Origin of the sequence: Rhodococcus sp. T7, assembly GCF_009872365.1 — a bacterium.
Lineage (GTDB): Bacteria > Actinomycetota > Actinomycetes > Mycobacteriales > Mycobacteriaceae > Rhodococcus_F.
In genome coordinates, this window is the sequence record NZ_WXYH01000371.1 from 1 (window position 1) to 12553 (window position 12553).

Genomic DNA, 12553 nt, shown 5'->3' on the forward strand with positions numbered 1-12553 from the left:
CACCGAGGGCTTCGCCGTCATCGAAGACACTGTCCAACTGGCGCGGTGGATGACCGAATCGAACACCGGGTGGGAGGGTGGGAGCGTCTAGGCCTCCACGGCGTCGTGCGCCCCGGGGCTTTGTCGTGATCCCCGGGGCGAATGCCGTGCCCTGTGAACGCCATTCCCTGCCGAAGTTTCCGCAGCCGACAATGGGTGCTTGATCAAGATCGAGCCCCGACGGGGGAGAGCTTCCGGGCCTGCGCCGACCTGCGCGAGGCCGACGACACGAACGCCCGACCGGTCGGTCACGGCGACGCTACGCGAGGACCAACTCTCGGAGCCTTTCGTCGTTGCCGACACGTCCGCCCAGCAGTGACTGGTCCTGGTGTGCGCGGCGCACGTAGAAATGTGCATCATGTTCCCAGGTGTAGGCAACACCCCCCGTCATGCGCAGGCACTCCGTTGAAATGTCGACGGCTTGGCCGGTGGCCGCTCGCATCGCCACCGCCGCGTTGATCGCGAAGTCTCGATCACCGGAGTCCGCGCACCATGTCGCGGCGCGGACGGCGGATTGGACCAGCTCGAGTTGGCAGTACATGTCGGCGAGCCGGTGCTTCAACGACTGGAACGACCCGATGACCCGCCCGAACGCCACACGGGTCTGCGCGTACGTGGTGGTGTGGGTTATGCAGGATCGGATCAAGCCACTGAGCTCGGCCGCGATCAGGACCGCCATTCGATCACGAAGACCCTCGGCTGCACCAGGTGCCAGAAGTGCAGTGTCGCCGACGACCTTGTCGAGATGGACATCGGCGAAGCCACGCGTCAGGTCGAGACTTGCGACCGGTTCGATGGTCACTCCATGGGCGCCGCGCTCGACAATGACGACACGAGCGGCGACATCCGACGGCACGATGAGAACGAAAATGTCGGCATCGGGAGCGTCCATCACATTCGGGCACGACGCGGTGATCCGGCACCGACCGCCGTCGATGTCGACCGCCGGGGCGCCGGGCTGGAAGTCGCCGTCGACACCGAGGACGACGGCCGCCGTTGCCTCCCCTTCGACAAGCCGACTCACATACTTGTCGGCGATATCGCCGCCGGCCATCTCGAGCGCGGCAACGGCAGCTGTCACCGAAAGCACCGGGCCACCGCCGAGAACGGCGCCGAACTCCTCGAGGACCAGGGATGCTTCGGTGAGTCCGGTACCGCTTCCGCCGCGGTCGGGATCGGCGATCAGGCCGGCAAGACCCAGTTCGCCGCAGGCCCGCTTCCAGACCGCTGCGTCGTGGCGGAGCCCGCCCTGAGCCAGTAACTCACGGGTGTGGGCAACAGAGACGCGCCCGGCGAGGAACCGGCGGGTGGTGTCCTGCAGCACTTGCTGTTCGGGGTCCAGTGTCAGTTTCATTCTTGTACTCCAAGAGCCGATGTGTTGTCGCCGGTGACTCTGAGCTCGCGGAACGGGCGCTGCCGCAACGGGTCCGGCTCACGTGGGAGGCCGAGGATTCGCTCGGCGACGATGTTCTTCTGGATCTCCTCGGTGCCACCCGCGATTGCCAGACCAGGCGAGCCGATCACGGTCTGCATCACGTCGGTCGGCGAGCCACCGGGGTCACGGCCGGTGACCGCCAGCGGCCCCAGTACACGCGAGGCAGTCTTGGCTGCTTCGATTTCGTTTCGTCCCATCAGCAACTTGACGATGGAGCCACGCGCGCCGATCGCCGTCCCGGCTTCAGCCTCCTGCGTCAGGCGGAGCCGCAGATGGCCGACCAGGCGGTCGGCAACAAGCAGATCGAGAAGGTCCGCGCGCGCCGTATCACCCAGAAAGCGGCCGTGCGTTCGTGCCAGGTTGAGGAGATTTTTCACCGATATGGTGTCGGTATCTCGGTCGCCTTTCCCCAGACCCGTCGACACGGCGGCGCGTTCGTGCTGGAGCGTCCGGCCGGCGGCTGCCCAGCCCGCGCCGACCTCGCCGAGCGTCATCGATTCCGGAACGAATGCGCCGTCGATCAGTACCTCGTTGAAGAAGGCTCGACCGGACACATCGGGGAGCGGGCGAACGGTGATTTCCGGCTGGTGCATATCGATCAGAAACATGGTGAGACCGGCGTGCTTGGGGACGTCCGGATCGGTTCGGGCCAGAAGTAGCGCGCGGTCGGCCAGATGCGCGCCGGACGTCCACACCTTCTGTCCCCTGACGACGTACCCCCCATCGACACGTGTCGCGGATGTTCGGATTCCGGCGAGGTCTGATCCCGCCTCCGGCTCGGAGAACAGCTGGCACCAGATGGCATCTCCGGTGAGGATGTCACGGCAGAACGAGGTCTTCTGCTCCACAGTCCCCAGCTCCAGGATCGCGGGACCCACCGTGCCCAGGCCGAGGCGGAAGACCTTGAGCGGGAGGTTGTATCGCGCGCTCTCGACGGCGAACACGTTCTCGTCGGATTCGCCGCGGCCCTGCCCGCCGAACTCGACCGGCCACGTGATTCCGACAAGGCCGGCTTGGTGCAACAAACTCAGAAACTTCCGCGACGTCTCGATGTCCACATCAGCTGCGGCGTGGTCGGCCAAGAACTCCGACGCGTTCTGGGCAAGCCAGGACCGGGCGTGCTCGCGGAACGACTCGTCGACGTCATCGTGATCAAGCATGTGTAAGCCTCCTGGCTCCGGCATGTGGATCGGGTCAGGCCAACTGGCGGGGTTCGGACCAGTAGCTCATCAGCGGATCATCGGCGTTCGGACCGTTGAGGTACGGCGTGAGATCCGTGATGCCCGCGAACCGCTCCAACACTTCATCGTCGATGAAGAACTGGCCGGTAATCTCTTTACCGGCCGCGGTCAGGACATAGTAGGCGGCATCGGCCATGATTTCCGGCTTGCGGGTGCGCTCGAGTAGCTCGGTGCCCTCCGCGCCCCGTGCGAAGAGGTTGCGAACGGCGGCGGTATCGATAGCGGTCCGCGGCCACAGCGAGTTCACCGCGACGCCGTGGTCACGAAGCTCCTCGGCATGCCCGAGAGTCGCGAGGCTCATCCCGTACTTGGAGATCAGGTACGCGGTGCCGCCGGTGAGCCACTTCGGCTCGAGGCTGATCGGCGGCGAGATGGTCAGGATCCGTGCGTACTCGGACTCCTTGAGGAACGGGATGGCGTGCATCGACACGGAGAAGGTCCCGCGCGCGTTGATGCCGTTCATCAGGTCGTATTTTTTCATCGTCATCGCGTCGCTATGGCTCATATCGATCGCGCTCGCGTTGTTCACGACGATGTCGATCCCGCCGAAGACGTCGGCGGTCTTAGCGATCGCGGAGGCAACAAAGGCGTCATCGCGAATGTCGCCGACGAGTGGCAACGCTTTGCCACCCGCCTGCTCCACGGCCTCGGCGGCTGTATAGATGGTGCCGGGAAGCTTGGGATGTGGTTCGGCTGTCTTGGCGAGCAAGGCCACGTTTGCCCCATCTCGTGCGACACGGATCGCGATGGCCTCGCCGATTCCCCGGCTACCGCCGGAGATCACTACTGTCTTGTTTGCTAGTTGCATGTCCCATAACCTATGGCTCGTCGGGTGAGTTACGTTGTCGCAACGTGAAACACGGCCGAGGGCACGTGCTCACATGCTCGATCGCAGGGCGTCAACTCAGGCATCGGCGCGAGCGGCGAAGGCTGGATCGGCGAACAGGGCGACCTGGGCGAGGAGCTCCGATCGCAGACCGTTCTTGATGGCGCCCTCCCATGTCTGGTCGACGAGCTGCTTGCTGATCTGCACGGCGGGGTTGTTTCTCTGAGCGATTTCATGGCACAGCGCAAGCGCTGCCTCATCGAGCGCCTCGGGCTCGACGATCTCGTCGACCAGGCCCCATGCGAGAGCTTGTTGGGCCTCGATTCGGCGCCCGGTCATCAGCATCAACTTGGCGCGAGACGGTCCGGCGAGAATGGTCGCGAGGACTGCGCCCCCGGTGTCGGTACTAATTCCATACAGCACCTCGGGGAGGCTGAGCTTGGAATCGGTGGAAGCAATTCGGATGTCTGCAGCCATGGCCAGCTCGAGGCCGCCACCGATCACGTGGCCTTTCAGCGCGGCCACGACGGGTTTGGCCGAGCCGAGGAGCGCCAACCGATGATCTTGGGCGGCACGAATGTACTCGTAGTTGTTGGCGTAACGGGCGTTGTCGATGCCCGACTCTCCGGAGTCGATGACACTCATGTCACGTCCCGAGCAGAACGATCGACCCTCACCGCGCAGTAGGATGACGTCGATTGCCGGATCTGCTGACGCGTCGGCGAGGGCGACGGGCAGCTCGTCGAGGGTCGGGTCGTCGAGCGCATTGTGCCGATCGGGGCGATTCAGGGAAATGACACGGACACGCTGGGAAGTCTCGACCAGGATAGCCACGTAAAGCTCCTTCTCTAGGGTGAGGTCTACAGTCTAGAAACGGCGTCGCTGCGCGAGGTGTCGCATTGTGGTACGGGCCCGGGGCCTGGGGTCTCCGGGCGCAGGCATCGCCGGCTTCGGCCATTTATGTGGCCGGATGTTGGTGCGGCGAAGCGGAACCGAACTCCACTGCGGCACGCTCGGAACCAGCGGACACCGGACCGGGTGCGTATTTTCGGTTCGACCGTATCCGGCAGCTTCAGCGCCGGGAGGGTACGGGTCCCTCACATCTAGACGAGGGGGGTAGCGTGGCCTTCCCAGTATTTCTTCCGCAGACCCTTTTTGTCCAGTTTTCCGTTGCTCGACCGGGGAACTTCGTCGACGTAGTCGATTGAGCGTGGCCTTTTGAACTTGGCAAGGCGGCCCTCGCACGCATCCAAGAGGATCTGGGAGTCGTAGGTGTCCGGATCAATGCCGTCCCGGAGCTGCACAATCGCTTTCACTTCTTCGCCGCGGTCCTTGTTGGGAACCCCGATGACCGCCACATCCGCGACGTCCGGATGATCGGCGAGCACGTTCTCGATCTCCTGCGGGTAGATGTTCACTCCGCCCGAGACGATGGTGAAGGCCACCCGGTCGGTGAGGAAGAGGTAGCCGTCCTCATCGAGGAAACCGATATCGCCGACCGTGCTGAGCATGGCGTCTGGGGTGCGGCTTTCCGCCGTCTTCTTCTCGTCGTCGAAGTATTCGTAATTGATACGTCCACGGAACCACACCTGACCGATGGAACCGGTTGGCAACTCGTTCCCGTCGTCGTCGAGGATCACGATCTCGCCGACTTTGGCCCTGCCGACAGTGCCCGGCCGCTCGAGTGCCTCGCCGGAGTCGACGAACGTGATGCCGTTGCCCTCGGTGGCTCCGTAGTACTCGTAGACGACTGGTCCGACCCAGTCGATCATTTGCTGCTTGACCGACGTGGGGCAGGGAGCGGCGCCGTGGAGGAGTGTCTCCATGGAGGCCATGGTGTGCTTCTCTTTGAACTCGGCGGGGAGCGCCAGCATACGCGACATCATCGTCGGCACCACCAGAGAGTTCGTCACCTGATACGTGTCCACCAGCTCGACGTACTTCTGGGGGTCGAAGTGCTCCATGATGACGACGGTCCCACCGAGCCGGATGGTGAGACTAGCCGGAGCCTGCCCACCCATGTGATGCAGCGGCCCCGGGACCAGTGTGACGCAGCCCGGGTGCAAGCGATAGATCTCGGCTACGAACGCCATGATCGGGAGCGGGTCCGAGGGGGCCATGTCGGGTAACTCGCGTGCGATCCCCTTGGGCCGCCCGGTCGTTCCAGAGGTGTATGCCATGTAGGCACCAACTCTTTCATCGGCCTGCGGTGAGGTCGGCAACGTCTCGGTGACCTTTGTGTACGACTCGAAAGGTCCTTCCGACTGCTCGAGGCCCACCATGAGCCACCGCTCGACCTGCGGACACCGCTTCACCAATTCCTCGGCAACGGGTCGAAGGGCAACTGTGGTGATGACGACCCGCGCCGTGGAATTGTTCACGATCCACGCTGCCTCTTCGGCGGTGAACTTTGCGTCGATCGCGGAGTAGTACAGGCCACTCCGTTCCCCGGCGCTGCACGCAACAATCAGCTCCAGGCTGTTCTCCATGAAGAATGCCACGTGGTCGTGTCGCACCAGACCTTGATCGCGGAAGAGATGCGCGAGCTGGTTTGCGGAAGCATCCAACTGTCCGTACGTCAGCTGTCGGCCCGAACCACCCATGACCGCGGCGATGCGGTTCGGGTTCTTCCTGGCTTCCTCGTTGGGGTACATATATCAGCCTTCTTCGTCGTTGTGGATGATGTCTGGACCGCCCGTGCACGCACATCCGGCCCGCAAAGTATCGGACCTCGACACCTTCGGGTTTTAGATATACCGGCATGGACGGACCGCAGTGTGATGGCCCCGGGTATCGCGGCCGCGTGCTCTACTGTCGGTCAGGATGCAGCCGAGGGATCAGGCCGATTTGGCGTGGGTTCGCACGAACCCGCCCAGTCGTTCGAGCGTGGCTTGACCTTCGGGCAGGATCGAGAAGAACGTCGGCCAGATATGTCCCAGATCGTCGCCGATCTCGAGGATTGCGTCTCCCCCGGCGGCGTTGACCTTCTCGACGAGGCGGGTGGAGTCGTCGAGCAGTGCCTCGATCGAACCAGCAGTGACGTACAGAGGTGGCAGACCGTGGAGTTCGTCGTAGATCGGCGAGACCTTCGGATCCAGCGGGTCGCCATTCGGGTAGTAGACCTGGGCCATCCCCGCGACGGTCTCCGGTGTGCACGCATAGTCGATTCCGGCACCATTGGTCTTCATCGACTCGCCGCGACCCGCAAGGTCGGTCAGCGGGGACAGTGCGATCGCCGCAGCCGGCCGCAGGCCGGCGTCGCGAAGGATCACGTTGGCGGCAATGCACAGGCCGCCGCCCGCCGAGTCGCCCCCGATAACGACGCTGCCCTCCGGGCATGTCCTGATCGCCCACCTCGCGGCGGTGACTGCGTCCTCGATCGGTGCAGGATAAGGGTCCTCAGGTGCCAAACGGTAGTCCACCAGCAGCACCTGCGCGCCGCTTGCCTTCGACAGCTGGTAACCGAAGTTCTGGTACGCATCAGCCGACCCGACCATGTATCCGCCGCTGTGGAACCACACGATGGTGCGACCCTCCGAGGTGCCGGCGACGCCGACCAGCAGGCAACGTACCCCATCCGCGTCCACCTCCGACACGGAAATGTCTGCTGGGACCGGTGCGTGGGCAATCAGCTTGTCGTAGTTGCTCCGCAGATCGTCGAGGGACAGGCCGTCTCCTTCAATCAGGCGGTAGAGATTCCGCATCATCTCGCGTCCGGTGAGTTCGGTCATCGTTACTCCTTATCCGATCCGTCAACAGGTGATTCTGCGACCATCGTCGGTCATGTCAACGCGACCGTCCCATATGGCGACACCGACCCGCGGGTTCGTCCTCGACTCCCCGACGATTTCCGGTGTTGCATGTTGCGACGCTTCTATGCACACGGCATCGCGCCGGACCAGACTGCCAGGCACCGTCGGAATTGTGACCGACGCAACACTCACCACTTCGGACAGGAGTCACCGTGGCCACTAGCCAGCGATCAACGCGGTCATCGCAGGACACAGAAATACTCGACGCGCTCGTCATCGGCACTGGAATCAGCGGTATCCATCAGCTCCACCGCTTGGCGGAGGAGGGCCGGAGGGTCATCGCCCTCGAAGCCGGGCCCGCGGTCGGGGGCACGTGGTTCTGGAACAGCTACCCGGGCGCACGAACCGATTCCGAGGCGTATACGTACTGCTACTTCTTCTCGAAAGAACTGCTCCAAGAATGGGACTGGCCCGAGCATTTCGCGAGCCAGCCCCAACTCAACCGATACCTGAACCACGTCGTGGACCGGTTCGGCATTCGCCCGCTGATCCATTTCAATACAACAGTGACCGCCGCCACATGGAACGCCGAGGAAAACTATTGGGAGATCCTCACCAATAACGGTGAGCGGTACAAGACTCACATCCTTGTGACCGCCATCGGTTTTCTATCCGATCCCCACTTCCCGGCGTTCCCCGGCCGGGAGAAGTTCCGAGGCGAATCTCATCACACCGCCCGCTGGCCGGGTGAAGTCAGTTTCGCGAACAAGCGTGTGGCCGTGATCGGCACAGGTTCAAGCGGCGTTCAGGTCATTCAGACGATCGCGGACGACGTCGCATCGCTGACAGTTTTCCAGCGCACACCCAACTGGGCCACCCCGTTGAACAACGGACCGGTCTCCCCCGACGAACTCGAGACGATCAAGGCGACCTACGATCAGATCCACGCGTCGACACAAAACCTCGGCGGCTTCGTCCACGACTTCCCGGATCTGTCCGCCCGCGACCACGACTCTGAACAGCGACAGCTGTTTTGGGAAGAGCTTTGGGACAAGCGCGGTTTCGCGTCGCTGTTCTCAAATTATCCCGAGGTGATGGAGTCGGAGGAAATCAACCGCGAATACTGTGACTTCATCGCGGAGAAGATTCGATCAAGGGTGAACGACCCTGAAATCGCCGCGAAGCTCATCCCAACAGATCATGGCTACGCGGCCAAGCGACCCCCCATGGAGATCGGATATTACGAGGCCTACAACCGCGACAACGTGGAGTTGATCGATACCACGGAGAATCCAATTCTCGAAATAACCGAACTCGGAATAAAGACAAAAGAACGCGAATTCGAATTCGATCTCATCATTTACGCCACCGGTTTCGATGTCGGTACCGGAGCATTCAACAAAATCGACATCACCGGACTCGACGACAAGAAACTCAAGGACGAATGGGCCAACGGTCCGATCACGCGGATGGGCATGCTGACGCCCAACTTCCCGAATCTTTTGATGATCGGTGGCGTTCAGGCACTAGTCGGCAACGTTCCGCGAGTCACCGAATATCAGGTCGAGTTCGCCGTGCGACTCCTCGAATACATGGATTCCAAAGGACATAAGACAGTTGATGCCGATCAGCAGGCCGCGAAGGACTGGGTCGACCATCTCGCCGGTGTTGTCGACGGCACGATTTTCGATGGTGCATCGTCCTGGCAGTGGGGCGCGAACATCCCCGGAAAAGCGCGAAGCTTCCTGCTCTATCCCGCGGGTCTGCCTGCGTACAAAGAGTGGCTCTCGAACACCGAGGCCAGCGGATACGACGGCCTCGAGTTCACCTGACGTCACGTGAATCACTAAACGCCCCCGCAGTACGGCGGGTGAGGCTGGCGAAGTAGCGCCTCGAGCGCATGTCCTACTTCGCCAGCCTTTCGCGGCGCGCAGACCTCCATGCGGCCCGAACTTCACGGAGGGCGGCCGCTCGGCCGCGACCTTCATATCGTGTGGTGACGTGCCGGCTCCCGATCCCCGGCACGGTTTCGACGCAATCGGGTTGGCAACGCCGCGACCTCATCGATCAGGGCGTGAGCAACACCGACTGTGCCGTACAGCCACCGAATCCACACGCAGACTTGATAGTTCGCTGCCGACCCCCCGGATGATGCCGACCGGCCGGTAGAGCTGCTTCTCCCCAGCACGCATCGTCCACTGGTTGCGGTGCGCATTCTCGACCAAGACGAACGCACCGGTACGCGCGTCTCGCTAACCTTCTCAGAGAAGAAACCTCAGTAAGTCGACCCCGACAGGTCGATCCCGAGTGCGCGAACCTTTCGGTAGAGAGTCGACCGCGCGATTCCTAGCTTCTCAGCAGCCAGGCTCTTATTTCCGTCACTGGCCTTGAGCGCCTGAATGATCGCCTGTACCTCGGAGTACTCCAATCCGTACAAAGGCCGCCGCCCGGCGAGCGCGAGGACCTCGGATGGCAGGTCGTCCCGCCGGATATACGGGCCGGCATGCCGCCGAATCATCGACGTCACGATCTTCGCCAGGGAGGCGACGTTGGCCGACCACGCGACACGGCCCAATGTCTGCACGGCCTCTGCCGTCCAGACCGGACGCATCCCAGACGCGACACGCTTGCTTGTCAGCGAATCCAGCAAGAGCGGAAGGTCACCAATTCGATCCTTCAGCTGCGGGATCTGAATCACGACCCCAGGCCAAACACCGAAGTCGTCGGCCGACAGACAACCGTCACTACTGTCATTCCACAACATTGCTGCAATCACTTGCGCCGATGAACTAGTGCCACGCAACACGTCACTGAGCTGGCGCACACCGAATCCTCGACACATATGCAGGTTGTCGACGATGATCGGTCCCGCTCCCGTGAGTGCGGAGGCGATCTGCTCGCGGTGATCCGATGTCGGGTCAAGGTCTATCAGGGCGACTTCACCATCGGACTGATAGGTTCGCGCCAATTCGGTCAGAACACTCGTCTTCCCACTTCCCGGGCCTCCGATCAGCAGGATGGCCTTACGATCGTCCAGAGCGAGGCGCAACTGCCGGCAGAACTCGAGCCAGGCGATGCTCTGCCCGGCAAGCCGCGGTAAAATTACCGATTCTCGAGGCGACAGTGGCGGACACGACACCTTCAACTGAGTCGACCTCGATGGGCCATTCTTGAGACGGAGTGTGGCACCCACAACGTCGTCTCCGCGTGCGATCGGCTTGCAGTGCACCTCTACGAGAGTGCCTGAATCGGGAAGCATCACTTCGAATGAGCCGGACCGCCCCAATCTCACCGATTCAGCTGCCAACTCCCACAACAATGTCTGATCGACATTCGCGATCAGACGTGCGGCAGCCGCATTACTGATGACGGTCCGCTCATTGAGGCAGATCACCGGATTTCGTATGTCATGGCTCTCCGACATGAACGCCGTGAGCAACTGTTGTTCCCGCGCAGACGCCGAATCGAGGATGGAGCGCTCGATCTTGTCGGCTTGGTCCTCGAGCCACGAAAGCATCAGGGGAGACGCTTCACGGACAGCACAGCTGAGAGCCACCGTCCCAATCATCCGGTGGGTGATCGGGTGATGTATTACTGCGCTTGCCGACGCCAACGACGACCCACTCGTCGGGAAGTGCTCGGCACCAAGAACGAGCGCATTCTTGCCGGTCTCGAGGGAGATGCCGGCTGCGCATGTCCCAACGGAATTCTCGGCAAGGCTGAACCCCGGTGCGATGTTGCGCGCGTCGAGGCGGCGGGCAAATTTTGGATCGTTGACACGATGCTCGAGGATCGTGCCCACCTCGTCTGTGAACATGAGTGCGGACGGAAAGTCCCACATCCCGGCGCGATAGCGATCGACAAGAGGTTTCGATGCTCGAACCAGCTGACGGTCTTCTAATGATCCTCCGACGACACGAACACCATTGACTCCGTTCGCGTCAAGGCCGTACAGCTTCGACCGGTGCCACGAATCAAAGATTACCGGGCGGACCACCCCAGCGGGCGGGACTAGCCCGTCTGACAAGAACGCCTCTCTTGCGGCGTAAAACTCGCGAGAATCATCAAGAGCTAGCATGCTCACTCCCATATGCACTGATCAACCTGTTCGTCCACAGTCAATCTAGCTGCCGATCTTTACCGCGAAGACGGAAAAGGTCAAGCACCCAGAGCATTGTGCGCAAGATCGTCTCACAATTCAGGACGGGTGATGTGATCCTAGTGGTGCAATGGTGATGTGGCGACTGGTCGTCCGCGGGAGCGTGCGAGCACGTCGAGGCCGAGGTGGTCGGTGGCGGATCGTCGATGTGTCGCGAAACGCTACATATCACCACTCAACGCGGCCGGCCGACTGGCACGCTGGGAACCTGTCGGTGTATCCCTGATGTCAGAAGGCTGGAAGCGGTGTACTTCCGCTACACGCGCGGCGGGAAGTGCGCCGGAGGATCTATTGGTGAGCCATCTAGCGCCAACCGTCGATCGAGTGTTCATACCGCCGCTGATGCTGATTGGTGTGACGCCTCCGAGACATTGGGCATCGAACAAGTTGAGGGAAACTTGATCACAATGAACACAGGCCTGACAGCGCTGACCGCCGGGATGTCGCCGTCTCGGGCGACAACCAAGTGAGGTTGCAATGACGACTCCGACCGATGATCTTCGTTCCGCTCTCGACGGTCTCACTCTTCCTGGTGGCCGACTACGGATCGAAGCCTACGAGGCGGTGACCGACGAAGGGTCGGTGCTCTCGGATCCGCATCCGGACGGATTTGCCCATCCGATGTGGTTCATTGTCGCGGCGGTTCGATGCATGGGAATCACCATTGAGGAGCTGTGCATTCTGGCGCAGCAGCGCGAAACCGACGAAATGGAATGCGGAAACCGCCATATCGTTCAGGACCTGCCCTTGTTGGTCGGCGCCACGTACGACGCATCGGCGACAATCACAAATTTCGAATCACAAACCACGCGCGATGGCTCGCAGTTGGACACGGTATCCGTGGCAGTTAGCCTTCGATCGCCCGCCGGGGATCTGGTCGGCTCAGTTACCAGCGAGTACCTGTTCAGGCGCGCGACTGGCTGAGTCTGGTTAACCGCACCCCAATCGGAACACATTGAAGCGGATGCGGGTTGCCAAGTCGGCGAAGCGCGCTGGTGAGCGTGCGGCAAGCACCTCAACGCAACGCGGGCCGCAAACCACGCAGGGGGCACCGGGATCCGGGGGGCGGCGGCGAGGTCGCTTTTTCCCCGACCATTCGCT

Annotated in this window: 10 protein-coding genes; 3 read left to right on the forward strand and 7 right to left on the reverse strand. The window is 62.1% G+C overall.

Annotated elements, in window-relative coordinates; all coding sequences use genetic code 11:
• Positions 1-298 precede the first annotated feature (298 nt).
• A complete protein-coding gene (locus MLGJGCBP_RS39730; RefSeq protein ID WP_160102755.1) occupies positions 299-1393 on the reverse strand; it encodes an acyl-CoA dehydrogenase family protein in 1095 nt (364 codons plus the stop codon).
• Entirely contained in the window at positions 1390-2556 is a 1167-nt protein-coding gene (locus MLGJGCBP_RS39735) for an acyl-CoA dehydrogenase family protein (protein ID WP_236581645.1), read from the reverse strand. Before MLGJGCBP_RS39735 ends, MLGJGCBP_RS39730 begins: the two co-directional genes overlap by 4 nt.
• Between MLGJGCBP_RS39735 and MLGJGCBP_RS52400 the strand changes: the two genes are divergently transcribed.
• Positions 2491-2640: a hypothetical protein gene (locus MLGJGCBP_RS52400; RefSeq protein WP_236581647.1), complete on the forward strand. Its 150-nt coding sequence runs from the start codon at positions 2491-2493 to the stop codon at positions 2638-2640. The two genes, MLGJGCBP_RS39735 and MLGJGCBP_RS52400, sit on opposite strands and share 66 nt — an antisense overlap.
• 28 nt (positions 2641-2668) lie before the next feature.
• Here MLGJGCBP_RS52400 and MLGJGCBP_RS39740 read toward each other — a convergent pair whose 3' ends face one another.
• The 4 genes from MLGJGCBP_RS39740 to MLGJGCBP_RS39755 all read right to left on the reverse strand — a co-directional run bounded on the left by MLGJGCBP_RS39740 (position 2669) and on the right by MLGJGCBP_RS39755 (position 7272).
• The gene (locus MLGJGCBP_RS39740) at positions 2669-3523 is read right to left on the reverse strand and encodes an SDR family oxidoreductase (protein WP_160102759.1); all 855 of its coding nucleotides are present in this window, start codon (positions 3521-3523) and stop codon (positions 2669-2671) included.
• Between the two features lie 96 nt (positions 3524-3619).
• On the reverse strand, positions 3620-4375 hold the full coding sequence (locus MLGJGCBP_RS39745; RefSeq protein WP_160102761.1) for an enoyl-CoA hydratase/isomerase family protein: 756 nt from the start codon (positions 4373-4375) through the stop codon (positions 3620-3622).
• A gap of 269 nt (positions 4376-4644) precedes the next feature.
• Positions 4645-6195: an AMP-binding protein gene (locus MLGJGCBP_RS39750; protein ID WP_160102763.1), complete on the reverse strand. Its 1551-nt coding sequence runs from the start codon at positions 6193-6195 to the stop codon at positions 4645-4647.
• 183 nt (positions 6196-6378) lie between these two features.
• On the reverse strand, positions 6379-7272 hold the full coding sequence (locus MLGJGCBP_RS39755) for an alpha/beta hydrolase (RefSeq protein WP_160102765.1): 894 nt from the start codon (positions 7270-7272) through the stop codon (positions 6379-6381).
• 233 nt (positions 7273-7505) lie between these two features.
• On the opposite strand from MLGJGCBP_RS39755, the gene MLGJGCBP_RS39760 reads away from it, so the two are divergent.
• On the forward strand, positions 7506-9125 hold the full coding sequence (locus MLGJGCBP_RS39760; RefSeq protein WP_160102767.1) for a flavin-containing monooxygenase: 1620 nt from the start codon (positions 7506-7508) through the stop codon (positions 9123-9125).
• A 443-nt stretch (positions 9126-9568) separates the two neighbouring features.
• Here MLGJGCBP_RS39760 and MLGJGCBP_RS39765 read toward each other — a convergent pair whose 3' ends face one another.
• Entirely contained in the window at positions 9569-11371 is a 1803-nt protein-coding gene (locus MLGJGCBP_RS39765) for a sigma-54-dependent Fis family transcriptional regulator (RefSeq protein ID WP_268960817.1), read from the reverse strand.
• Positions 11372-11929: 558 nt separating this feature from the next.
• On the opposite strand from MLGJGCBP_RS39765, the gene MLGJGCBP_RS39770 reads away from it, so the two are divergent.
• A complete protein-coding gene (locus tag MLGJGCBP_RS39770; protein WP_160102771.1) occupies positions 11930-12376 on the forward strand; it encodes a hypothetical protein in 447 nt (148 codons plus the stop codon).
• The last annotated feature ends 177 nt before the right edge of the window (positions 12377-12553 follow it).

What these genes read in the sequence shown, in the direction of transcription:
- MLGJGCBP_RS39730 (WP_160102755.1), bottom strand. Translation starts at nt 1,393, where the DNA reads ATGAAACTGACACTGGACCCCGAACAGCAAGTGCTGCAGGACACCACC.
- MLGJGCBP_RS39740 (WP_160102759.1), bottom strand. Translation starts at nt 3,523, where the DNA reads ATGCAACTAGCAAACAAGACAGTAGTGATCTCCGGCGGTAGCCGGGGA.
- MLGJGCBP_RS39750 (WP_160102763.1), bottom strand. Translation starts at nt 6,195, where the DNA reads ATGTACCCCAACGAGGAAGCCAGGAAGAACCCGAACCGCATCGCCGCG.
- MLGJGCBP_RS39755 (WP_160102765.1), bottom strand. Translation starts at nt 7,272, where the DNA reads ATGACCGAACTCACCGGACGCGAGATGATGCGGAATCTCTACCGCCTG.
- MLGJGCBP_RS39765 (WP_268960817.1), bottom strand. Translation starts at nt 11,371, where the DNA reads ATGCTAGCTCTTGATGATTCTCGCGAGTTTTACGCCGCAAGAGAGGCG.
- MLGJGCBP_RS39770 (WP_160102771.1), top strand. Translation starts at nt 11,930, where the DNA reads ATGACGACTCCGACCGATGATCTTCGTTCCGCTCTCGACGGTCTCACT.